The organism is Bacteroides sp. AR29 (genome assembly GCF_900217715.1).
GTDB classification, from domain to species: Bacteria; Bacteroidota; Bacteroidia; order Bacteroidales; family Bacteroidaceae; genus Bacteroides; species Bacteroides uniformis.
In genome coordinates this window covers 1-21,718 of sequence record NZ_OBMS01000005.1, presented here as the reverse complement: position 1 = coordinate 21,718, position 21,718 = coordinate 1, and the positions used below count along the sequence as shown (strand labels likewise).

The following is a 21,718-nucleotide window of genomic DNA, read 5'->3' as shown; positions in this document are numbered from 1 at the left end:
TTGAATCATGAATATAGAACAGAAACTGGTATCGTCCGTCATCGGCGGACTGAAAGCGCTTTACGGACAGGATGTTCCTGCCGCACAAGTGCAGTTGCAGAAAACCAAGAAAGAATTTGAGGGACACCTCACGCTGGTTGTATTCCCTTTTCTCCGTATGTCCAAGAAAGGACCGGAGCAGACGGCCCAGGAAATCGGTGAATACTTGCAGGCAAACGAGCCTTCGGTTGCAGCATTTAATGTCATCAAGGGCTTCCTGAACCTGACCATTGCCTCCTCTGCGTGGATAGAATTGTTGAATGGCATTCATGCGGACAAGCAGTACGGTATCGTGGCTGTTACTGACAACTCTCCATTGGTGATGATTGAGTATTCTTCTCCCAACACCAACAAACCGCTTCATTTGGGCCATGTACGCAATAATCTTTTAGGAAATGCGCTGGCTAATATAGTGGCTGCCAACGGTAATAAGGTAGTAAAGACAAATATTGTCAATGACCGTGGAATTCATATCTGCAAGTCCATGTTGGCATGGCAGAAGTACGGAAATGGTGAAACTCCCGAATCATCCGGCAAGAAGGGAGATCACTTGATTGGCGATTACTATGTTTCCTTCGACAAGCATTATAAAGCGGAAGTGAAAGAACTGATGGCCAAGTTCCAAAGCGAAGGCATGAATGAGGAAGAAGCCAAAGCCAAGGCGGAAGCTGAATCTCCTTTGATGAAGGAGGCTCGTGAAATGCTGGTAAAGTGGGAGGCCAATGACCCGGAAGTACGTGCGCTCTGGAAGAAGATGAACGACTGGGTGTATGCAGGTTTTGACGAGACTTACCGTATGATGGGTGTAACTTTTGATAAGATATATTACGAATCAAACACGTACCTCGAAGGTAAGGAGAAGGTAATGGAGGGCCTGGAGAAAGGCTTCTTCTACCGGAAAGAAGATGGCTCTGTATGGGCAGACCTCACGGGTGAGGGGTTGGACCACAAGCTACTGTTGCGTGCGGACGGTACATCCGTCTACATGACGCAGGATATAGGTACTGCCAAACTCCGCTTTGCAGATTATCCCATCGACAAGATGATTTATGTGGTAGGCAACGAACAGAATTACCATTTCCAGGTATTGTCCATCCTGCTCGACAAACTGGGCTTCGAATGGGGTAAAGGGTTGGTGCACTTCTCTTACGGTATGGTGGAACTTCCCGAGGGCAAGATGAAGAGCCGCGAAGGTACAGTAGTTGATGCTGACGACTTGATGGCGGAGATGATTGATACAGCCAAGGAAACCAGCAATGAACTGGGTAAGCTGGATGGTCTGACAAAGGAAGAGGCAGACAATATCGCCCGTATCGTTGGTCTGGGTGCCTTAAAGTACTTCATCCTGAAAGTGGATGCCCGCAAGAACATGACATTCAATCCAAAAGAGTCCATCGACTTTAATGGTAATACGGGGCCGTTCATCCAATATACTTATGCACGTATCCAGTCTGTTCTCCGCAAGGCAAAAGAGGCCGGTATCGAAATCCCTGCCCAGTTGCCTGCCGGCATTGAACTGAGTGAGAAGGAAGAGGGACTGATACAGATGGTTGCCGACTTTGCCGCTATTGTGAAGCAGGCAGGTGAGGACTACAGTCCGTCCATCATTGCAAACTATACGTATGACCTTGTGAAGGAATATAATCAGTTCTACCATGACTTCAGCATTTTGCGTGAGGAGAACGAAGCAGTGAAGGTATTCCGCCTTGCATTGTCCGAGAATGTAGCCAAGGTGGTACGCTTAGGTATGGGATTGCTGGGAATTGAGGTGCCGGATAGGATGTAAACATTGTACTATAAAAGAATAAGCCCGAGGATACTTCTTCGGGCTTATTTTTTTATAGTGCAATATTTATTCTTGTGGTAGAAATAATAGAAGTTTAAATTATCGTCTCCTTTCTCCCATTTTATACGTGTAGACTAAGTCCTATTTTGTCTTGCTTGTTTTGGCAGTTGCCTTGGCGGTTGTTTTAGTCGTTTTCGTTGCTTTCACCGCCTTTGCAGTCCGCTTAGACTTGCCCGTATCCTTGTCGCTTTGCAGTTTCACAATTTCCAGACAAGCCTGAAGGTTCAGGTCTTGAGGGATGATGTCTTTAGGAATCTTGTAGTTGCTGCCTTTATAAGCGATGTAAGGGCCATAGCGTCCATTCAGGATTTCCAGTTCCGGTTCTTCCTCAAACTTCTTGATATGTTTCTGGGCTTCTGCTTCTTGTTTCTTTTGCAAAAGTTCAATAGCTTCTTCCAGCGTAACAGTCATCGGGTCCATTGTCTTGGGTAATGAGGCATACAAGCCGTTGTTCTGGATATAAGGTCCGAAACGTCCCGCACCTACGACTACATTCTTGCCTTCGTACTCTCCGAGAGTACGGGGAAGTTTGAACAGCTCCAGCGCTTCTTCCAGCGTAATGGTCTCGATGGACATTTCTTTTTTTACCTGGGCGAAACGGGGCTTTTCCTCATCTTCGGCAGTACCTATCTGTGCTACTGGGCCGAAACGTCCGATTTTTACAGACACTTGTTTTCCGCTGACGGGGTCTGTTCCTAGAATCCGTTCGCCTGCCTTGTGGGCGGTTTTCGCGGCAAGCGTGTTCTCCACCGAAGGATGGAATTTCTTATAGAATGTTTTCAGAATGGCGGTCCATTGCTTGTCACCTTCGGCTATTTCGTCGAATTGCTTTTCGACGCTCGCTGTGAAGTTGTAGTCAAGGATGTCCGGGAAGTACTCTATCAGGAAGTCATTGACCACAATACCGGTGTCTGTCGGCATCAGTTTTGACTTTTCGGCTCCGGTGATTTCTGTATGGTTGTTGTCCGTTATTTCATTACCCTGCAGGTTAAGCACATTGTAGGTGCGTTCTTCACCTGCTTTTTCTCCTTTTATCACGTATTCGCGTTGCTGGATGGTGGAAATGGTAGGAGCATAGGTAGACGGACGTCCGATACCCAGTTCCTCCAATTTGCGCACAAGGCTTGCTTCCGTGTAGCGGGGAGGGTGTTGGGTGAAACGTTCGGTAGCAGTGATACCTTCATGTTCGAGCTTCTGTCCTTTTTTCAGAGGGGGCAGTAGGCGTGCCTCATCTTCCTGGGTTTCTACGTCATCATCGTATGATTCGCGGTAGACACGGAGGAAACCGTCGAATTTCACCACTTCGCCGGTTGCAGTGAAAGTCTCCGTCTCGTTGCTGATAGCAATGGTTACGGTTGTCTTTTCCACTTCGGCATCTGCCATCTGCGAGGCGATGGTACGTTTCCAGATGAGGTCGTACAGCTTTCTTTCCTGCGGGGTACCTTCTATCTTGGCATTCTCCATATAGGTGGGGCGGATAGCTTCGTGGGCTTCTTGCGCTCCTTTGGTCTTGGTGGCGAAGTGGCGGTTGTGTACGTAACGTTCGCCCATCAGGTTGGAGATGGTTTCACGGCTGGCGTTGACGGCAAGTTCGGAAAGGTTGACGGAGTCGGTACGCATGTAGGTTATCAATCCGGATTCGTACAGACGTTGCGCCACCATCATGGTCTGTGCCACGGTGAATCCCAGTTTGCGGGCAGCCTCCTGCTGCAAGGTAGAGGTGGTGAACGGGGCGGCGGGAGTTTTCTTCAGCGGACGGGTAGTGATGTCGCTGATGGTAAACGTAGCTGCTTTACAGCTCTCCAGCAATTTCCGGGCTTCTGCCTTTGTCTTGAGCCGGTGCGCCAGTTCGGCTTTCATTTCCACTGTTTTGCCGTCAGTGTCCGGAACGAGGAATACGGCGGTAACACGGTAGGATGCTTCGGTTTGGAATGCATGTATCTCGCGTTCGCGCTCTACAATGAGACGGACGGCTACGGACTGTACACGGCCTGCAGAAAGGGCAGGTTTCACTTTCTTCCACAATACCGGTGAAAGTTCAAAACCTACGATACGGTCCAGGATACGTCGGGCTTGCTGGGCATCGACCAGGTTGATGTCAATGTCACGGGGATTTTCTATCGCTTTCAGGATGGCACCTTTGGTGATTTCATGGAAGACGATACGTCTGGTGTGTTCCGGTTTCAGTTTCAGCACTTCGTACAAGTGCCATGCGATGGCTTCCCCTTCGCGGTCCTCATCGGAAGCCAGCCATACGGTTTCTGCCTGCTCGGCTTCTTCTTTCAACTGGGTTACGAGTTTCTTTTTATCCGCCGGTATCTCGTAATGCGGTTTGAAGTCTTTGTCTACGTCAATACTGAATTCTTTTTTCTTCAAATCACGTATATGGCCGTAGCTGGAAAGGACTTTGAAATCTTTTCCAAGGAATTTCTCGATGGTTTTTGCTTTCGCCGGAGACTCGACTATGACAAGGTTTTTCTGCATAAATTTCTGTTTTTTAGTGACTCCCGCCACTGAATTCGCCCGCAAAAGTAGGAAAAAAAGATTCTTCCCACCTTATAATATAAGGAGAATTTAGCAAAAATGACCTTTTTTGTTCAAATTAGAGCTTCGGCTTGTGCTACCTCTATTAAAAGAGGAAGCTTACTCCACCTAAGAAACTGAGACCTTCTGAAGGGTATCCCCAGTAGTACTGGTAATCTTTGTTCAGCAAGTTGTTCACGCGCGCATACACGGAGATTCCTTTGAAGAGTTCGTAGCTGCCGTTTAGATAGAGATTGCTGACGGGGTCTGCCTTGTTGCCCTCCACGCCTTGGCGTGAGATGTGCTGATAGCCGATGCCGACAAGCAGTGGGGAGATGGGGCGTACCTTGAGATTGAGATTGCCTTCTACGGCCGGTTTGAAACTTACTACGACATCAGAACCGTCTGAGTCCGTTGTCCAATGGCGATAGACGGCATTGGCGGCGAGATAGAAAACATCCTTGTAGTTGTAGCTCAGGTCGGCTCCGGCATAGAGGTTCTTGGTGTCTTCTGTGAGGAAAACATTGCTTATCCCGTCGGACTTGACAGTCGGAGTGTCAATCAGGTCGTTTTTCAAATCTTGATACCCGCCGTATAGGTTGAACCACAATCCGCTGACCGGACTTGCCTTGAAGCCGATGGCTGCGTTGAGCTGTTCGTAGGTATTGTCAAGCTGCTGGTTTGTAATGCCATAAGGCGTAATGGTTTCCAGACGGCGGAAATCGTTCTGTAGCCGTCCTCCCTTACCTTGTGCGTAGAGGATGTAGCTGTCCGAGAAGATGTATTGTATTTCTACGTCGGGAGCGGCGCGGAACTTCTTGCCGAAGCCGAAAGCCAGGTCGACGTGTGCGCCGAGACGTATTTTCCAGTCGTCATTCTGAAAGAGATAGTATGGATTGAAGTCTACGTCGGTGTGATTCTCGAAACGTCCGTCGCTGTAGAATGTATTGTCCATGGCAAAAGCCATGCCGATGGTCTGCTCATCGGAGATGGAACCGGTGACATCGGCTTTGGTACGCACGATATTTTCTTTGATATTGCTCACCATGAGGTCGTGTTGGCGCTGGTAGACCAACAAACTGGTTTCGGCACGGAATTGGAGAGGCATATCGTCGCTCGTGGAACTTACCCCGAAATGTACATCACCCGAAACGAATTTCTGCTTGTTGCTGACGAAGTCGGGCAGGAAGTTGAAATTGCTTTGGTTGAACTTTCCGGCAATATTCAAATCGACTTTGCTGAAGGCATGTACATAATCCATGGCAGCATGGGTACGGTAGTAGAATGAATTCCACTTCCCGCCATTATCCGGCAAGTCCAGTTTGCCATCCATGCCATCCATTGTGAATGTCAGGTTGAGGCGGTCTTTGGGGGATAAAGAGAAGAGGTAGTTGGCGCGTACATCGAGGTTACCGTAGTTACCGTATCCCAAGCGTACATATCCGGGCAGCGCTTTCGCCTGCGTCTCTTTTCCGGTATAGGCTTGCATGATACCTGCGGGGATTTGGGTTGCCGGCATCAGGGTGGCGTCATATTCCACCGCCTTTTTGCTGACGGTAGGAGGTTCCACCCTGGGAAGCACGTTCACTTTGGAGGCATCCATGATGTCCGGATTATATTCTTGTTCCACGACTACCGTACGGTTCATGGTGGTGTCTTGGGGTTGTGTCTGGGCTTGTGCTCCCAAAGAGAGGGAGACAAGCATAGTTCCTGCGAGGATATATTGTATCTTTTTCATAATGTGCTATATTTCTTACTTCAATTTCTCCAGTCTTTCGTTAATCATGCTTGCTATATCGTCGTCGGCCTGGTAGTTCTGCTGCAGGCTCAATAGGTATTGGCGTGCATCGAGCTTCTTGTCCATGGCTACATATACATCAGACAGAAGGATGAAACTGCGTGCCAGCCAGTAGGCATACGGTGTGCTTTGGTCGATGAAATTAAGGATTTCCTTTTCTGCAGAGGCATAATTACCGGCATTGTACCATTGTAATGCCACCAGATATTTGGCTTCGGCTCCATAAAGGGTACGGGTGTCTTTGGCCAGCAGCTGAAGGTCATCCATTGCCTTCTTGTCGGCTTTCTGGTTGAGGTATGCCTTGGCACGGTAGTACAACGCCTCGTTCCGGAGCTCCGGAGACAGCTTGGCTTCGGCAAGCAAGGCTGTGGCGGCGTTGATGACTTCCGCATCATCATGCATCAGTGCTCCACAGCGCAGTACACCGATAGCGCCAAGCTGGCGGCGCTCTGCCGTGGTGGCTTTGGCCTGCAATTTCTTGTAGTCGGCCAATGCCAGGTCATATTGCTGGCGGTTGAACAGAATTTCTCCATGCATCAGCAAAGCCTCTTCAGAATATGGGTTATCGGGGTATTCCAGCAGTTTTCCGGCATGTTCCAATACCGCCTCTTCATCTTTCTGCTCTTTGCCTATGACGCAGAGGTAGTAGTGTGCATTCAGGCTGAAAGCGCCTCCCGGATAACTTTGCAGATAACGGGTGAAGCTCTCTTTGGCAGGTGTGGCTTCGCCTTTCATATATACTTTTTCGGCAGCGATGTAAGTCAGCGAGTCTTGCTCACTGGGTTCGAAGCGGATTTCTCCCGGCATCTGGGCGGCAAGGGCGGCAAACTCGTCCACGCGGTTGGCATCTACGTAGATGGACTTCAAGTCGCGCATGGCAAGGCGGGCTTCCTCGCTTCCGGGATATTGGGTGACTACATGTTTGTAGGCTTCTATGGCACGGTCATAGTCGTCGTTCTGGTAGTAAAGCAGACCGATTTCGGCGGCGGCTTTACGGCTGACGGGACTCTCGGGATACTTGCCGAGCAATTCGCGGAAGGCGGCGATAGCTTGGGGGCTGTTGTTGCTCTGTACGTAGGAGCGCCCTTTTTCGTAAAGGGCATTGATGGCATAAGGCGAATTGGGATATTTGACGGCAAGGCGGTCCAGTAAAGTAACCTTTCCGGAATAGTCTTTTTGCAGGCCGGCTACAAGGGCCAGCTGATAGTAAGAGTAGTCTCCGGCAGGTGTTCCCAGACTTTCTGCTTTTGTATAGTATTGCTTGGCCTCGTCGAAGCGGCGGACGTGCAGGTTGCAGTCACCGATACGGTTGTAGGCATCTGCCAATGCGGTCGGGTTTTCACCTTTCTCCAGTTGGACAAAGTTGCGGAAACGGTTCTCTGCCGTCGAATAGTCTTTCTGGTGGAAAGCGATGTAGCCCAGGTTATAGTAGGCAAGGGCAAACATTTCCGTATCCCTCTGCCGGGTGAGTGACAGATATTCGTTGAAATTGCGGGCGGCTTCTCTCATCCGGTTCAGGCGGTAATAAGACTCGCCGAGCCAGTAGAGGGCGTCTGCCTTGGTCTGGAGGTTGTATTGTCCCAGCGTGACGCTTTGGTTGAAGTAACCGATGGCTTGCTCGAACTGCGTGTTGGCAAAAGACTGGGTCCCGAGTTGGAACAGAATCTTCTGCTTGGCTTCCAGAATGGCTTTGCTGGGATGGGAGATGCGGTCGATGGATTTGAGTGCGGCATCGTAGCTGCGTGTATTCATGTACACTTCCACCAGGTAGTTGCTGACTTTCTCGGCATAAGGAGAGTTTGGAAATTCGTTTAGGAATTTCTCAAAGACGGTCACCGATTCGCCGAAAGCGGAATAGGAGGTCTCGTGAATGCATAAGGCGTAGTTATAGGCGGCTTGTTCCTTGATTTTCGGGTCGGCATTGGAAGCGGCAGCCTGCTCGAAGGCCATACGTGCCTTGGTCTTGTCGGCCAGTTGCAGGTAAGCCAGTCCCATGTGCAGGTAGGCATTTTGGGAGAGAGCGTCGTTCTCGGTAGTCACTTCGCCAAGGATGGCAGGAACTTGGGAATACACGCCGCATTGATAATAGGACATACCCAGCATGTAGAGGGCATCTCTTCTATGAGTGGCAGATTCGGCATTGTGCTCCAGGTATTGCTCGAAGGACTTTATGGCTTCGTGATATTTCCCGAAATGGTATTCGGCTGTACCGAGGATGCGGTTCAGCTCCGCCGTGTGCGTGTAGCTCAGACCGTCGGGGTGGGCCGACAAAGCATTTTGCGCTACAATTTCCACCTTGTCGTACTGTTTCTTCAGCAAGTAGATTTCGGCGATGTAATAGGGGACCAGGTTCTTGTACTTGGCATTGTCCTGCAGAGGCAGGAAACCGCTGAGCGCTTCGTCATACCGTCCTTGGGTATATCGGATATAAGAGATGTAGTAAGCACAGTCCGCTGCATATTTCCTGCTGGTGCTGCGCAGGGTCTCGAACCAGATGGCTGCTTCCTTTACATTGCCCGTCTTCAGATAGCAGGTGGCAAGGCGGTAGGTCATGTCGTCACGCTCCTCGGTACCCAGAAGGTCGAGGCGGGCGGAGTTGAACATGGCGAGGGCATCGTCATAATTGCCTTCGAAGAAATAGGAGGAGGCGATTAATGCATAGATGCGGTTGGCATGGGGAGTATCAGGATATTCGTCCAGGAAGGCGCGGAGCAAGTCTATGCTTTTGGGGTCTCTGAGCTCGTATGCGGCGCATACCAGCATGTATTCCGCTTCTTGCCGCTCGCCGGTATCGGGCAGAGGCTTGCCGTCTGCATTCATCTGGCGTACATAGGCTTGCAACGGAGAGATGGCGGCAGCATAGGCCTTTTGCTGGAACAGCGTTTGTCCTTCCTGGTAGAGTCGCTTGGGAGAAGTACTCTTCTCGCTTGTTTGTGCTGAGGCGAGTAAAGGTGCGCAACAGAGTGCTGTGCACAATATTCGGGAGATTTTATGTTTCATCTTCTTTTGTTAGAATAGGTATTTTACAAAAATACGGGTTTTAACCCGGAAATGTTACACTTGTTTGGCTTTTTTAGGATATATACCATAATAGGAACGAATAATCATTCGCTTTTGTTCTTCCGCATGTCTTCCAGGAAGATACCCACTCCTTTGCGGATGGAGCCGAGCCCGAACTCTTCCGTACGGATATCTTTCAAGGGGAGGAAGAAGAGGTCTGCCGCGTCGTCCATCGCCTTGAAGTGCAAGGTGTCCTCCACCGTACAACGGAAAAACATATCCAGCGTGTGTACGGGGAAGCCGGAATAGATGTAAATATTGGGCAGGGAGAAGAGATATTCGGCCTTTGCCACCTTCATGCCGGTTTCTTCTCTTACTTCGCGGGCAACGCCTTCCTCTCCGGTCTCGGTCATGTCGATGAAGCCTCCGGGGAGGTCCAGCGTCCCTTTGGCAGGCTCTTTGGCGCGGCGGCACACCAGTAGCTCGTCGCGCTCGTTCAGTATCAAGGCGACGGTGGCGGAAGAGGGGTTGAAGTAGTAGACGAAACCGCAGTCGGCGCACTGCTTCGACTTCTCGTTATGAACTTCGAAATGGGCTGAACCGCATTTCGGACAATATTTGAATTGCGAAAGTGGATGTTCCATGATATTTTAGCCTTTGTCCGGGGGACAAAGATAATGGAAACCAGGTGTAGAATGAAAGGAACAGAGTGAATTTTTCGTATCTTTGGCGACTATAAAACCATATCGGATGAAAGATTTTGCTGCCATTGATTTTGAAACGGCCAACGAACAGCGTACCAGCGTTTGTAGTGTAGGAGTGGTTATCGTACGTGATGGAGAGATTGTGGACCATTATTATAGCCTCATCCGTCCCGAACCGGAGTATTACACTTATTGGAATACCCGCGTGCATGGTCTGACGTTGGCAGATACCCAGGATGCTCCTATCTTTCCCGTTGTGTGGCAGGAAATAGCTCCACGCATTGAAGGCTTGCCATTGGTAGCGCACAACAAGGCCTTTGATGAAAGCTGCTTGAAAGCTGTTTTCCGTACTTACTGCATGGATTATCCGGATTATGAGTTTTATTGTACTTTGCAGGCATCACGTCGTGCTATAAAGGGATTGCCTAACTATCAGTTGCATACAGTGGCTGTTTGCTGTGGCTATCAGTTGGAACATCATCATCATGCGTTGGCTGATGCTGAGGCTTGTGCATGGATAGCGAAACAGGTCATATAAATAAACAGAGGAGACTTGTCATGAAGCCTCCTCTGTGGAATTGTTTGTTTCCTTGATAAAACTCTATCAGTTTATCCTAATGGATTTTCACCTTGGTCACCATCATTGCCGCCGCCTCCGCTTTCGTTTCCTCCGGGATTTTCTTCATTGTCCGGCACGATTTCAGAGCCGGTTACCAATCGTGTGATGCCCGATTGTTTCATCATGTTCTTCAAACGTTGTCCCGGCACGAAAATCAGTTTCTGGCGGTAAACGACATCAGCCGTTACAGACTTTGCATCCTCCTGGCTTTTGCCGTTCAATCCCGGTCGGAGGCTTCCGAAGTCTCCCAGCCGTACGGTTGCACCGATGCTGGCATAGGTGCAGAGTGCGTCAATCATACCGTCCAATACGGCTTTTACGATACCTCTTGGCACCATCCCTTGACTGGTCACCTGGTCGCATAATCTATCAAAATCAATATTTGCTACGGAATAAGAAGCAGCTACATACTTCTCGGTTTTGGTACCAATGCCTACCATTCTCTTTTTTACTACATAACGAAATGCCATAATGTTTTTTGTTTTTAATGGTTGTTACTTGCGGTTTCGTTCACTCGTCAGTTAGCGAGACCTATTTCTTTGTGACCACGGTGCGAAGTTACAACACTTAAAAACGGCATGGTGCTTTAACGGGACTGAACGACTTTTTTTAACGTTGTATTTAGCCATTTGACGACATGGAAAGTCCTATGCTATAACCTATTGCCTATATTTAAAAAAAATGAGTGATTACATAAAATAATAATTTTGTGATTCTCCATCTGTAATCAAGTACAATCCATTGTCTGTAAACTTGATGACTTTGGACTTGAATGTGAGTTTCTTCAATGCCTCTGCCAAATTGGATGGAATGTTTTTGTAATATACTCCGTTTTTGCAGCAAGCTATCATCCCATAATTGGTAATATAGGCATAGCAAACCTCTCCGTATAGTTCTTCGGCTTTCAGTATGAAGTTTTTGATGGTCTCATTTGAATAACTGTAATGCTTGTCCGTGATAACGACCCATTCTCCTTTATCATTGAAGCAGGCCGAAAGAATATTGTCGTCTCTTAAATCTCCTGTACGATATTGTTCCAGTTTTTTGAGGAATGCATCCGGATAACCAAGAGTCCAATACCCTGAACCGCCTAAGATAATTACATAGTTGCCATTTTCAGTGATGTTGATGTCTGTTATTTCAGCATTGCTGCTGTTGGCTTCTTCTATACGTTTCTTAAGCTTGCTGGGAGTACTGCCGGTGTAGGCATATCCACTATTCCCATACACTCCTACTCCTGCTCCATACATAGTGATTGCTCCGGTACGGCATTTCCCCCATTTGTTGATGGCTTCTGTGATGTATGACATGTATGAGCTGGTCGGTAAATTTATATAGCGAACAGTACCGCTATAGGAAAATGGTTTTGAAACGGTTCTGGTTCTGGCTGGAAGAACCGGTTCTGCTTTTTCTTTACAAATATAAGAAGTACCGGCTATCAATTCATTTCCAATCCATTTTCCTGACTGAATGGTGTGTGCCGTAATATCAAAGTAAGCGCCGTATCCATTTCTTTCACCATCCTTCCAAGGGCCGAACCACATATTCCCATTTTCCCAGATATGAATGCCGTATCCGTGGCGTTGTCCATTATAGGTTTCTCCCCAATATTTATTCCCGTTTGTGTAGTTTGTCCGTTCAAATATTTGTCCGGGATATTCTTTGGCTTCTATTTCATAACTGTAGGGGCGGAGCAGCATATACGGTTTTCCGGTGTTTCGGTTGTATTCTACACCATTTTCAGAGCCATTTTTAACTATTATGTCATCTTCTTGAATATAGATGAATAAAGTGAATTCTGAGTTTTTAGTAAAGCCAATTTTAATATTATCTTCTTTGAATTCTACCCTGAATCCATTTATTTCATCATTTTGGGTTTGTCCTAGAGAAGCCTCCCCTCCTATTGTTTTTCCCCACTCTACCGTGCTATTGCGAACAGATTCATGCATGCTTTTCTGTTCACTTTCCGAAGGTGCAGTGTAGAGTGGTTTATAGTCCGGTATCATTTTGAGGAGAGTATTCTGTCCGTTGAATCCCGCTTCTTCCAATCTTTCTATGGCAGCTTCTGCTATAGACTTCTGGAGTTCTCCAATGTCTTTGTTGAGAGCAGCCTTTTTGTACCAATATAACGCTGAATTCCCATCTTTTCTCAAGATGTTGTCTATGCCGTATTCATAAGAGATTGCAAGCGAAATCTGTCCGCTTGCATTCCCGTTTTTAGCTGCTCGTTTTGTCCATGCCATTCCGGCGGGGTAATTCTTTGTGACTCCTAACCCGTTTTTCAGTAAATAGGCTAAGCGGCTTTGTGCATAATAAGATTCCGGGCTATTATTGTGTTCGGCGGCTTTTTTATACCAGATAAAAGCCTCTTCATAGTTTTCTTTGTCTTCATATATGCGTCCAAGGTTCTTTTGTGGAAAAGCCCCATTTTTTTCAGCTGCTTTTTTATACCAATAGATGGCCGTTTCTTTATTTTGAGTTAAATTCCCCCAGCCATTACTATAGGCTGCACCCATATTGTTTTGTGCAGCAGGATTTCCTTGCTCAGCCGACTTTCGCCACCAATAAACGGCTTGTATGGTATCAGGTTTTATACCCCATCCCCTAAAGTAGCTCTGTCCGAGATAGAATTGTGCAATCGCGTTTCCATTTATTGCATCTGTCCTATAGTCCGCAGCATTCTTGTGGTTTTGCCCGTAAATACTGATGGTAAATACTGCAAGGAATATGCACAATAAGTAATTTTTCATGTTTTTCATAAATTAAGAGTTAATCAATTGCATCCAATAAAATGAATGCAGCCCAGTAAAAGGGATCCTTATATTTTTTTATTTTCTTGAACTCTTTGGGCATAGGCTTTTTGCTCTGTTTTTCTTTTTGCCTGGCTTCTGACTGCCAGCGCTTGTCGGGAGTTGTTTCAATTTCAACTTCGTAGTCACGTACATACTTCTGGGCCTCGCGCAAAGATTCAAATTTGCTCTTTCCTGCGAGCAGATTCTTGTAAAACTGTGTCATCAAGAGTTGAGTAGCATTATCGTCCACTTTCCAGAGACTCATTAATAATGTGTTGGCTCCCGCTTTTTTGAAACCGCGTTGCAAGCCGAATACTCCGTCACCGGTTATTTCTCCCAGTCCGGTTTGGCAGGCAGAAAGTACTACCAGGTCTAACCCTCGTAAATCTAAACCGGCAAGCTCTTTGGCGGTGAGTATGCCGTCTTCTAATCCTTCCGGCAAAGGATTTCCTTTCAGTGCAATATTTGCTCCTGACAATAGCAGTCCTGATCGAGTCAATGCTTTGTCTTCTACGTAGCGTGATTGGTTATTGTCTCCCATCATCAAGAAATCAAGATCCTTTGTCTGTCTGGCTTCTGTTTCTGTCCAATAGAAACCATGAGTGGCGATATGTAGCATACTGATATTCTTACCTGATAAAGCTTTAAAAGATTCTTCTGTACCTCGTAAATCCATATATAAGGCTGGCTGAAGTCTCGTATTCTCTAGTGCTTGTTTAATTTGTTCAGCTTCTATCTTAGTGGCGGGAAGGTATTTGGCTCCGTCACGCAGGTTTAGGGAATCCGGATAGAAGGTATGTTGAATATTCAAGTCTCGAGGAATATCAGTATATTTTTTGTTTTCGACTACTAAAGCTGTTGTATCAGCATCATATTTAAGACCTCCATAGAGAACAGCTTCTTTAATATGGCTTTTGTCTTTTATCATAACCAATTGTCGCGTAGACGACAACCGATAGAAATTTATTTGTTCCGCTATAAAAGTAGAGTCGCTGCTTGGAAGGTGTTCTATGGCGATGTTATGGAGTTGCCCAGCAGGAGCAAAATAAATATTCTTTCTTTGTTTGGAACGGCAACTTTTTATTCTCAACTTTGCTCATTTAAGAGTCTGTTTAAAAACCAACTGAATAAAAGCTTTTATTACGCCAATGAACCTATTATTAGAGCGATTTTTCCCCTTTTTTAATCCCTACTTCCCTTTTTATTAATACCTTTGGGCGTTGTTTTTAATTCGTTAGACAGATGTCTTCTTTCCGTTAGACAATTGTTGTTCTTTCGTAAGATGGACGTTTAACGAAACAGCAACAACTGTCTAACGAATTAAACTCGGTGCATCAGGACTTGTTCTTGCAGCATTGAATGAATAATATTGCCCAACTGATATTCTAAATTATATGAGTGCTTATTACGATTTATACCAGACCCCCAATCCTTCTCCGGAGGACGGTGAAGAAAAGCTGCTTCACGCCCGTATTCTTCCCAAAGGAACCATTCCTGCCGATAAATTCCGCGAACTGGTTCACAAGGCTACCGGTTTCAGCCCTGCCATTCTCGATGGCACGTTGCAGGCTATAACGGATGAGTTGCACAGCTGGCTGGCAGACGGATGGATAGTTGAAGTGGGCGAATTGGGATTCTTTTCGTTATCATTGAAGTGCGACAAGGCCGTGGCGAATAAAAAGGATATTCGCTCTCCGTCCGTGCATTTTCAGAATGTAAACTTGCGTATCGGCAGTAAATTCCGCAACCGCTTTCAGACGATGGAGCTGGAACGGAAAGCATCTCCCTATATCTCTCATTCCAAATTGACACTGGAGGAGCGGAGAAAAAAACTGTTGCAGCATTTGAATAAGTATGGCTGCATTACGCGTACTGATTATGAACAGCTGACCGGAAAGGCGAAACATCAGGCGGTGGCCGATTTGAACCTATTTCTGGAAGAAGGTATTATTCGCAAATATGGTAGTGGAAAAACAGTGGTATATCTCAAGCCATGACAAGCAAGAGAGTTAGAGGAGTTATCACTTTGCTCCGCTAGGAGTTACAGCCGATACTCTTGTGTATGTATTCACAGAACTATCGGCTTTAACTCCTAAGCCGACTTGCCGGCTGATGACTCCTTCTGACTCCCGATAACTCCTTTAAACGAAAGAGCCGTGCGTATAAAAAGGGAAGAAACTTTTAGTACTGCCGATTTGTTTTTAACTTTGTCAATTGAAAACTAATAAAAACAAGCGTATGAATATGAAGGTTGTATCTATGTGCCTGATATGTGCCGGAGCTTTGTTGACCGGTTGTGGAAACGGCGGTAAAAAGGAAGCGGAAACTTCGGAGAGAAAGGAAAAAGAGGCCGTGGTTGGTAGTGATAAAGACGAACATGGTTGTATTGCTTCTGCCGGATATACGTGGAGCGAGGTGCAGAAAGATTGCATCCGTTTGTGGGAGAAAGGTGTCCGCATGAATGCAGTGGATGATGCCGGGAAGACTTTGTTCTTGGTGTTCAGTCCGGACTCTACGCAAGTGGAGTTGTTTTTCTCGGAGGAAGGTGTTTCGAACGAAATTCTGGACCGTCGAGGTCTGCCTGCCGGTGGATATGCCTGGAATGTGGAAGATGATGATACGAAAAACGTACGTCTGGAAGACGGTGAGTGGACGGTCAGCCAACGGGGGAGGCTCATTTATCAGGAAGATGCGAATGGTAAATAATATAAGAATATGGAAAATTTGAAGGCGTTGACAGAGGCTGTCTGCTGTGTAGCCCGTGAAGCCGGGCATTTTTTGAAGGAAGAGCGGAAAAGTTTCCGTCGGGAGGTGGTGCAGGAAAAACATGCGCACGATTATGTATCTTATGTGGACAAGGCTTCCGAGAAAAAGGTTGTATCTGCCCTTAGGAAATTGCTTCCCGAAGCCGGATTCATTGCCGAAGAAGGGTCTGCTGCCTATAGTGACGAAACGTATTGCTGGGTAGTGGATCCTTTGGATGGGACAACGAACTATATTCACGACAATGCTCCCTATTGTGTAAGTATTGCCTTGCGTGACAAGCAGTCGCTTTTGCTGGGTGTGGTTTATGAACCCTGCCGAGACGAGTGTTTTTATGCTTGGAAAGGAGGAGGAGCCTATGTGAACGGAGAACGGTTGCGTGTTTCGCTTGTCAGTGAACCGAAAGACGCTTTTGTGGTGACAGAGTTACCCTACAATTTCGAGCAGTATGCCCGTACGGGCGAACATTTGATACACGAACTTTACGGTAAGGTTGCAGGCATTCGCATGAATGGTTCGGCGGCGCTTGCCCTCTGCTATGTGGCTGCCGGACGTTTTGACGCTTGGCTGGAAGCTTTTATCGGTAAGTGGGATTTCTCTGCGGCTGCACTCATGGTGTTGGAAGCCGGCGGTAAGGTAACAGACTTTTTGGGAAACGAGAACTTTATAGAAGGGCATCATATCATAGCCACCAACGGGCCGCTGCATCCGTTGTTTTTGCGGTTGGTACGGGAGGCGCTGCCATTCTGATACGGTTCTTATTGCCTTATTACACTTTTTTATGGAAAACACATTTAAAGCCTGGTTCTTGTCCTTTGTCCATCTCTTCTTCCCGCGTCAGTGTGCTGTATGCGGGAGCTCTTTGCAAGAGGGAGAAGAGGGCATTTGCATCAGGTGTAATATGAATATGCCACGGACAAACTATCATCTTCGCGAAGACAACTCCGTGGAGCGTATGTTTTGGGGGAAGATACCTCTGGAACGCGGCACTTCCTTCTTTTATTATCACAAAGGAAGTGATTTCCGCCACATCCTGCATCAACTGAAGTATGGAGGCCGGAAAGATTTGGGAGAAATAATGGGGCGTTTTATGGCAGCGGAGCTGGCGGCTACCGGTTTTTTCCGTGGTATAGACGTAATTATCCCCGTTCCTCTACATCCCCGCAAACAAAAGTTGCGCGGATACAATCAGAGTGAATGTATAGCGCGCGGCGTTTCTGCCGTAACGGGTATTCCTATTGATGTGTCCTCCGTGCTGCGCAGAAGACATACGGAAACGCAGACCCGAAAGTCTGCTTACGAGCGTTGGGAAAATGTAGACGGTATTTTCCTTCTCCGCTATCCGGAACGCTTTGTGGGGAAACATATCCTTATTGTGGATGATGTACTGACCACCGGAGCCACTACAACTGCATGTGCCGATGCGCTTAAAGATGTGGGAGGCGTACATGTTAGTATCCTGACGCTGGCAGTGGCGGGTTCGTGAATCAGAAGCGGAAACGTCCGCCTGCCACGATTGTTCCCGTATATCCTACGCCGAATTCGGTGAAGAAGGCAAACTGATTTCCATATTCGATACCCAGAAAACTGAACTGATAGGCAAATTCCTTTTTGTGATAAGTGTCTCCTCCAAAGCTGTTCCGGAGGAAATAGGCGCCGAGCCCTGCAGAGGAATATAGGGAGAATTGGGGGCGGGTGAACCAATGCCACCGGAAGGTGGGGAGGATATACAGATAGCGCCGGTCATCGTTCTTATTCTCATCCAAAACTTCATAAAGGCTACTGGCCGTCCCTCTATTACCGGTTATTCCTCCGGTTACGCCTAGGCTGATTTTACGGTTGATTCTATAAATATAACTGATATTCAGAGCGCCGTAATAGCTGGTCTTCTCGCGTGTATAGATTCCAAAACTTGCTGTCGGAGCAATAAACTCTTCGGCTATACTATTGGCGTCGGTAATGGGGAGGAAGCCGTAACTGACGGATATTTCATGGTGGCGGAATTTTTCTCGCGTAGAAACAAGAGAGGTTTGTGCTTTACCAGCGGTACATAGGCTGAATCCTATGACTAAAAAGAATAAAAGAGTTTTCATTGTAGTTTGGTGTTTGGATTAAAATATGTTTTTCTAATAAATAAAGACAGGTGCTTTTATGAAACTCCTTACTTTACATTTGGCAAATGTATGTTAAATCTTTGAATATGAAATAGAAATGTTTGTCTTTTGTGTGGGATAATGTGGGAAAACAAAAAAGGTTCGCCTAATTGACGAACCTTTTTGCTCTTCCTCTTGGACTTGAACCAAGGACCCTCTGATTAACAGTCAGATGCTCTAACCGACTGAGCTAAGGAAGAATATGCATTCAATTTTTTTCGCTCTTCCTCTTGGACTTGAACCAAGGACCCTCTGATTAACAGTCAGATGCTCTAACCGACTGAGCTAAGGAAGAATGTTGTTTTTTCTCAAATGCGCTGCAAAAGTAATAGGATATTTTGAAATATGCAATATCTTTGCAAAAAAAATATCGAAGATGGATAAAATAATTGGGTTGGGCAATGCTTTGGTCGATGCGCTGGCAATCATTGAAGATGATAATATTTTGACGGAGATGCAGCTTCCGAAAGGAAGCATGACGCTGATTGATGAAGATAAGTTCTTGAAAATTAGTGAGTATTTCAGCCGGATGAAGACGCACTTGGCTAACGGAGGTTCTGCCGGAAACGCAATTCGGGCAATGGCATGCCTTGGTGCGGGTACGGGATTCATCGGAAAAGTAAGCAATGACTTTTACGGTAACTTTTTCCGGGATAGCCTGCTGGAACGTGGGACAGAGGCGAATTTATTGCTTTCCACTACCCTTCCGTCCGGTGTAGCCTCTACTTTCATTTCTCCTGATGGGGAGCGTACTTTCGGCACTTATTTGGGGGCGGCTTCTACATTGAAGGCGGAAGATCTTTCGCTGGATATGTTCAAAGGATATGCTTACCTATTTATAGAGGGGTATCTGGTGCAAGACCATGATATGATTCTCCGTGCCATTGAGCTGGCTAAAGAGGCCGGCTTACAAGTATGTTTGGACATGGCGAGCTACAATATAGTAGAAGGAGACCTTGAATTTTTCTCTCTGTTGGTCAACAAATATGTGGATATTGTTTTTGCCAATGAGGAAGAGGCAAAGGCCTTTACGGGTAAGGAACCGGAGGAAGCATTGGACATCATTGCCAAAATGTGTAGCATAGCCATTGTAAAGGTGGGTGCCCGTGGTTCTCTGATTCGCAAAGGTACAGAGATGGTGCAGGTACAAGCGGCTCCGGTAGAGAAAGTGGTGGACACTACAGGAGCTGGCGACTATTTTGCGGCAGGTTTCTTGTATGGACTGACGTGTGGCTACTCGCTGGAGAAATGTGGCAAGATAGGCTCCCTTCTCTCCAAAGATGTGATACAAGTGGTGGGTACGGAGCTTCAGGCAGCACAATGGGAAAAAATCAAGGAAGAAATTTTATTAATTAATTAATGTGCTGATGTGCCAATGTGCTAATTGGCTACGCAATATTTGTTTCGCTATTACGCTGCAGGTTATTAGCACATTGGCACATTGGCATATTAGCACATTATCATAATTATGAGAAGAATTTTAAAGATACGCTGGATGGTTACCTTGCTGATTGTAGCGGGAGCCGTTTGTTTTTGGGGGTTTAAGAGTGGTGATAGCCGCAGTTTCCAAATAGCAAAGAATCTGGATATATTCAATTCCATTGTGAAAGAGTTGGATATGTTCTACGTGGATACGATTGATCCGAACAAGACTATCCGTGAAGGCATTGATGCCATGCTCTACTCGCTGGATCCCTACACGGAGTATTATCCGGAAGATGACCAAAGCGAATTGGAGCAGATGCTGAAGAATTCCTATGGTGGTATAGGTTCTGTGATTACTTGGAATCCGAAACTGAAACGTTCCATGATATCTGAGCCATACGAGAATATGCCTGCTGCCGATGTAGGCCTGAAAGCCGGAGATATTTTGATGGAAATTGACGGAAAAGACCTTGCCGGAAAGAACAACCAGGAAGTCAGCGAGATGCTTCGCGGACAAGTGGGTACCAGCTTCAAGCTGAAAGTGCAACGTCCCGGTACAGAGAAACCGTTGGATTTCGACATTGTGCGCCGTTCCATCCAATTGCCGTTCATACCTTATTATACGGTGCTGGATAATAATATAGGTTATATCAATCTCAGCACCTTCTCGGGGAATCCTTCCAAGGAGTTCAAGCAGGCTTTTCTGGACTTGAAGAAGCGGGGGATGACTTCGTTGGTGATTGACTTGCGGAACAATGGGGGGGGCTTGCTGGATGAGTCTATAGAGATAGCCAACTTCTTTCTGCCTCGCGGAAAAACACTTGTGACGACAAAGGGTAAGATTAAGCAAGCCAGCAATACCTACAAGACATTGCGTGAACCGTTGGATCTGGAAATTCCTTTGGCTGTTCTGGTCAATGGCGGAACGGCTTCTTCGTCAGAAATCCTTGCGGGCTCTTTGCAGGACCTTGACCGTGCGGTCATTATCGGTAACCGTACTTTCGGTAAGGGATTGGTGCAGACCACCCGTCCGTTGCCATACGGTGGTACCATGAAGCTGACGACTTCCAAATATTATATTCCCAGCGGCCGTTGTGTGCAGGCTATCGACTACAAGCACCGGAATGAGGACGGCAGTGTGGGACGTATTCCGGACAGCCTTACTACCGTGTTCCATACGGCTGCCGGACGTGAAGTGCGGGATGGTGGAGGCGTGACTCCGGACATTGCGGTGAAGCAGGAGAAGCTGCCCAACATTCTGTTCTATCTTGTCAATGACAATCTTATTTTCAATTATGCCACGGACTATTGCCTGAAACATCCTACCATCCCTTCAGCAGAGAAGTTTGAAATTACAGATGCCGATTATGCGGACTTCAAGGCGATGGTGAAAAAGGCGGACTTCAAATACGACCAGCAGACAGAGAAGATGCTGAAGAACCTGAAGGAGATGGCCGAATTTGAGGGCTATCTGACTGATGCTTCGAAAGAGTTTGAAGCGCTGGAGAAAAAATTGTCGCATAATCTGGACCGTGACCTTGACCATTTCTCCAAGGACATCAAGAGCATGATTGCGGTAGAAATCATCAAGCGTTATTATTTCCAGCGTGGAAGCATTATCCAGCAGTTGAAAGATGATGATGATTTGAAAGAGGCTGTAAAGATACTCACTGCTCCGGAAAAATATAAGGAAATGTTGAGTGCTCCGGCAGTGACGTCAATGTCTCTGCAACAAAGAAAGGAGACAGCCCCGGTTTTTCTGAGTACCGCTACGAGAGCAAATGAACATGTTTATGATGAAATAGTATAAGGACACTCTTAAGAGGATTCTTTTATTTGCTCCTTAATTTATACCGGATAGTCTCTGTATAAGCCTTTTATACACGACTATCCGGTTAAGTTGTTTGTAGGGTATTAACTTGTTTTATATTTTTGCACACTACTGTCCCGTAAAAGTGGATAAATAGTTCTTTGAAATTATTGAAATATAGTCAATTACACGGTTTTTTGAAATGAAACGGACTTGATTTTGCAACTTTGCAGTCTAATACAAATG

At 46.6% G+C, this 21,718-nt stretch carries 16 protein-coding genes and 2 tRNA genes; 8 read left to right on the top strand and 10 right to left on the bottom strand.

Annotation, left to right across the window (positions count from 1 at the left end; translation table 11 throughout):
• Positions 1-7 precede the first annotated feature (7 nt).
• A complete protein-coding gene (gene argS, locus CSD97_RS04255) occupies positions 8-1,825 on the top strand; it encodes an arginine--tRNA ligase (protein ID WP_005834435.1) in 1,818 nt (605 codons plus the stop codon).
• A gap of 141 nt (positions 1,826-1,966) precedes the next feature.
• On the opposite strand, the gene topA is transcribed toward argS, so the two are convergent.
• The 4 genes from topA to CSD97_RS04235 form a co-directional block, all read right to left on the bottom strand.
• On the bottom strand, positions 1,967-4,369 hold the full coding sequence (topA, locus tag CSD97_RS04250; RefSeq protein ID WP_005834437.1) for a type I DNA topoisomerase: 2,403 nt from the start codon (positions 4,367-4,369) through the stop codon (positions 1,967-1,969).
• Between the two features lie 145 nt (positions 4,370-4,514).
• Entirely contained in the window at positions 4,515-6,146 is a 1,632-nt protein-coding gene (locus CSD97_RS04245; protein ID WP_005834439.1) for a TonB-dependent receptor, read from the bottom strand.
• 15 nt (positions 6,147-6,161) lie between these two features.
• Positions 6,162-9,206, bottom strand: a complete 3,045-nt coding sequence (locus CSD97_RS04240) for a tetratricopeptide repeat protein (protein ID WP_098032002.1) — start codon at positions 9,204-9,206, stop codon at positions 6,162-6,164.
• A gap of 104 nt (positions 9,207-9,310) precedes the next feature.
• Positions 9,311-9,850, bottom strand: a complete 540-nt coding sequence (locus CSD97_RS04235) for an NUDIX domain-containing protein (protein ID WP_016272398.1) — start codon at positions 9,848-9,850, stop codon at positions 9,311-9,313.
• A gap of 106 nt (positions 9,851-9,956) precedes the next feature.
• Between CSD97_RS04235 and CSD97_RS04230 the strand changes: the two genes are divergently transcribed.
• Positions 9,957-10,448, top strand: coding sequence for a 3'-5' exonuclease (locus tag CSD97_RS04230; RefSeq protein WP_005830635.1), 492 nt, complete (start codon positions 9,957-9,959; stop codon positions 10,446-10,448).
• Positions 10,449-10,519: 71 nt separating this feature from the next.
• On the opposite strand, the gene CSD97_RS04225 is transcribed toward CSD97_RS04230, so the two are convergent.
• From CSD97_RS04225 to CSD97_RS04215, 3 genes are all read right to left on the bottom strand, one after another.
• Complete coding sequence (locus tag CSD97_RS04225; RefSeq protein ID WP_005830632.1) at positions 10,520-10,999, bottom strand: DsbA family protein; 480 nt, start codon at positions 10,997-10,999, stop codon at positions 10,520-10,522.
• A 219-nt stretch (positions 11,000-11,218) separates the two neighbouring features.
• Positions 11,219-13,288, bottom strand: a complete 2,070-nt coding sequence (locus CSD97_RS04220) for a tetratricopeptide repeat protein (protein WP_098032001.1) — start codon at positions 13,286-13,288, stop codon at positions 11,219-11,221.
• A gap of 10 nt (positions 13,289-13,298) precedes the next feature.
• Positions 13,299-14,411: a CHAT domain-containing protein gene (locus tag CSD97_RS04215; RefSeq protein WP_080707087.1), complete on the bottom strand. Its 1,113-nt coding sequence runs from the start codon at positions 14,409-14,411 to the stop codon at positions 13,299-13,301.
• Between the two features lie 304 nt (positions 14,412-14,715).
• Between CSD97_RS04215 and CSD97_RS04210 the strand changes: the two genes are divergently transcribed.
• From CSD97_RS04210 to CSD97_RS04195, 4 genes are all read left to right on the top strand, one after another.
• Positions 14,716-15,318, top strand: coding sequence for a DsbA family protein (locus CSD97_RS04210; RefSeq protein ID WP_016272408.1), 603 nt, complete (start codon positions 14,716-14,718; stop codon positions 15,316-15,318).
• A 241-nt stretch (positions 15,319-15,559) separates the two neighbouring features.
• The gene (locus CSD97_RS04205; protein WP_016272409.1) at positions 15,560-16,027 is read left to right on the top strand and encodes a hypothetical protein; all 468 of its coding nucleotides are present in this window, start codon (positions 15,560-15,562) and stop codon (positions 16,025-16,027) included.
• Positions 16,028-16,036: 9 nt separating this feature from the next.
• On the top strand, positions 16,037-16,834 hold the full coding sequence (locus CSD97_RS04200; RefSeq protein ID WP_016272410.1) for an inositol monophosphatase family protein: 798 nt from the start codon (positions 16,037-16,039) through the stop codon (positions 16,832-16,834).
• A gap of 31 nt (positions 16,835-16,865) precedes the next feature.
• Positions 16,866-17,570 (top strand): phosphoribosyltransferase family protein, encoded by a 705-nt coding sequence (locus CSD97_RS04195; RefSeq protein ID WP_005830616.1) that lies wholly within the window; start codon positions 16,866-16,868, stop codon positions 17,568-17,570.
• Between the two features lies 1 nt (position 17,571).
• On the opposite strand, the gene CSD97_RS04190 is transcribed toward CSD97_RS04195, so the two are convergent.
• From CSD97_RS04190 to CSD97_RS04180, 3 genes are all read right to left on the bottom strand, one after another.
• Positions 17,572-18,177: an outer membrane beta-barrel protein gene (locus tag CSD97_RS04190; RefSeq protein ID WP_005830614.1), complete on the bottom strand. Its 606-nt coding sequence runs from the start codon at positions 18,175-18,177 to the stop codon at positions 17,572-17,574.
• A 186-nt stretch (positions 18,178-18,363) separates the two neighbouring features.
• Positions 18,364-18,437, bottom strand: a tRNA-Asn gene (locus CSD97_RS04185).
• Positions 18,438-18,458: 21 nt separating this feature from the next.
• Positions 18,459-18,532: transfer RNA gene (locus CSD97_RS04180), tRNA-Asn, on the bottom strand.
• 81 nt (positions 18,533-18,613) lie between these two features.
• Here CSD97_RS04180 and CSD97_RS04175 point away from each other — a divergent pair.
• Together CSD97_RS04175 and CSD97_RS04170 are read left to right on the top strand one after the other, a co-directional pair.
• The gene (locus CSD97_RS04175; RefSeq protein WP_022402172.1) at positions 18,614-19,597 is read left to right on the top strand and encodes an adenosine kinase; all 984 of its coding nucleotides are present in this window, start codon (positions 18,614-18,616) and stop codon (positions 19,595-19,597) included.
• A gap of 108 nt (positions 19,598-19,705) precedes the next feature.
• Positions 19,706-21,472: a S41 family peptidase gene (locus CSD97_RS04170; RefSeq protein WP_005830610.1), complete on the top strand. Its 1,767-nt coding sequence runs from the start codon at positions 19,706-19,708 to the stop codon at positions 21,470-21,472.
• Positions 21,473-21,718 lie beyond the last annotated feature (246 nt).

Excerpts from the sequence above, each read along its gene's own strand:
- CSD97_RS04210 (WP_016272408.1), top strand. The coding sequence starts at position 14,716 with ATGAGTGCTTATTACGATTTATACCAGACCCCCAATCCTTCTCCGGAG.
- topA (WP_005834437.1), bottom strand. The coding sequence starts at position 4,369 with ATGCAGAAAAACCTTGTCATAGTCGAGTCTCCGGCGAAAGCAAAAACC.
- CSD97_RS04240 (WP_098032002.1), bottom strand. The coding sequence starts at position 9,206 with ATGAAACATAAAATCTCCCGAATATTGTGCACAGCACTCTGTTGCGCA.
- CSD97_RS04170 (WP_005830610.1), top strand. The coding sequence starts at position 19,706 with ATGAGAAGAATTTTAAAGATACGCTGGATGGTTACCTTGCTGATTGTA.
- CSD97_RS04225 (WP_005830632.1), bottom strand. The coding sequence starts at position 10,999 with ATGGCATTTCGTTATGTAGTAAAAAAGAGAATGGTAGGCATTGGTACC.
- argS (WP_005834435.1), top strand. The coding sequence starts at position 8 with ATGAATATAGAACAGAAACTGGTATCGTCCGTCATCGGCGGACTGAAA.
- CSD97_RS04200 (WP_016272410.1), top strand. The coding sequence starts at position 16,037 with ATGGAAAATTTGAAGGCGTTGACAGAGGCTGTCTGCTGTGTAGCCCGT.
- CSD97_RS04235 (WP_016272398.1), bottom strand. The coding sequence starts at position 9,850 with ATGGAACATCCACTTTCGCAATTCAAATATTGTCCGAAATGCGGTTCA.
- CSD97_RS04190 (WP_005830614.1), bottom strand. The coding sequence starts at position 18,177 with ATGAAAACTCTTTTATTCTTTTTAGTCATAGGATTCAGCCTATGTACC.
- CSD97_RS04230 (WP_005830635.1), top strand. The coding sequence starts at position 9,957 with ATGAAAGATTTTGCTGCCATTGATTTTGAAACGGCCAACGAACAGCGT.
- CSD97_RS04220 (WP_098032001.1), bottom strand. The coding sequence starts at position 13,288 with ATGAAAAACATGAAAAATTACTTATTGTGCATATTCCTTGCAGTATTT.
- CSD97_RS04195 (WP_005830616.1), top strand. The coding sequence starts at position 16,866 with ATGGAAAACACATTTAAAGCCTGGTTCTTGTCCTTTGTCCATCTCTTC.
- CSD97_RS04245 (WP_005834439.1), bottom strand. The coding sequence starts at position 6,146 with ATGAAAAAGATACAATATATCCTCGCAGGAACTATGCTTGTCTCCCTC.
- CSD97_RS04175 (WP_022402172.1), top strand. The coding sequence starts at position 18,614 with ATGGATAAAATAATTGGGTTGGGCAATGCTTTGGTCGATGCGCTGGCA.
- CSD97_RS04205 (WP_016272409.1), top strand. The coding sequence starts at position 15,560 with ATGAATATGAAGGTTGTATCTATGTGCCTGATATGTGCCGGAGCTTTG.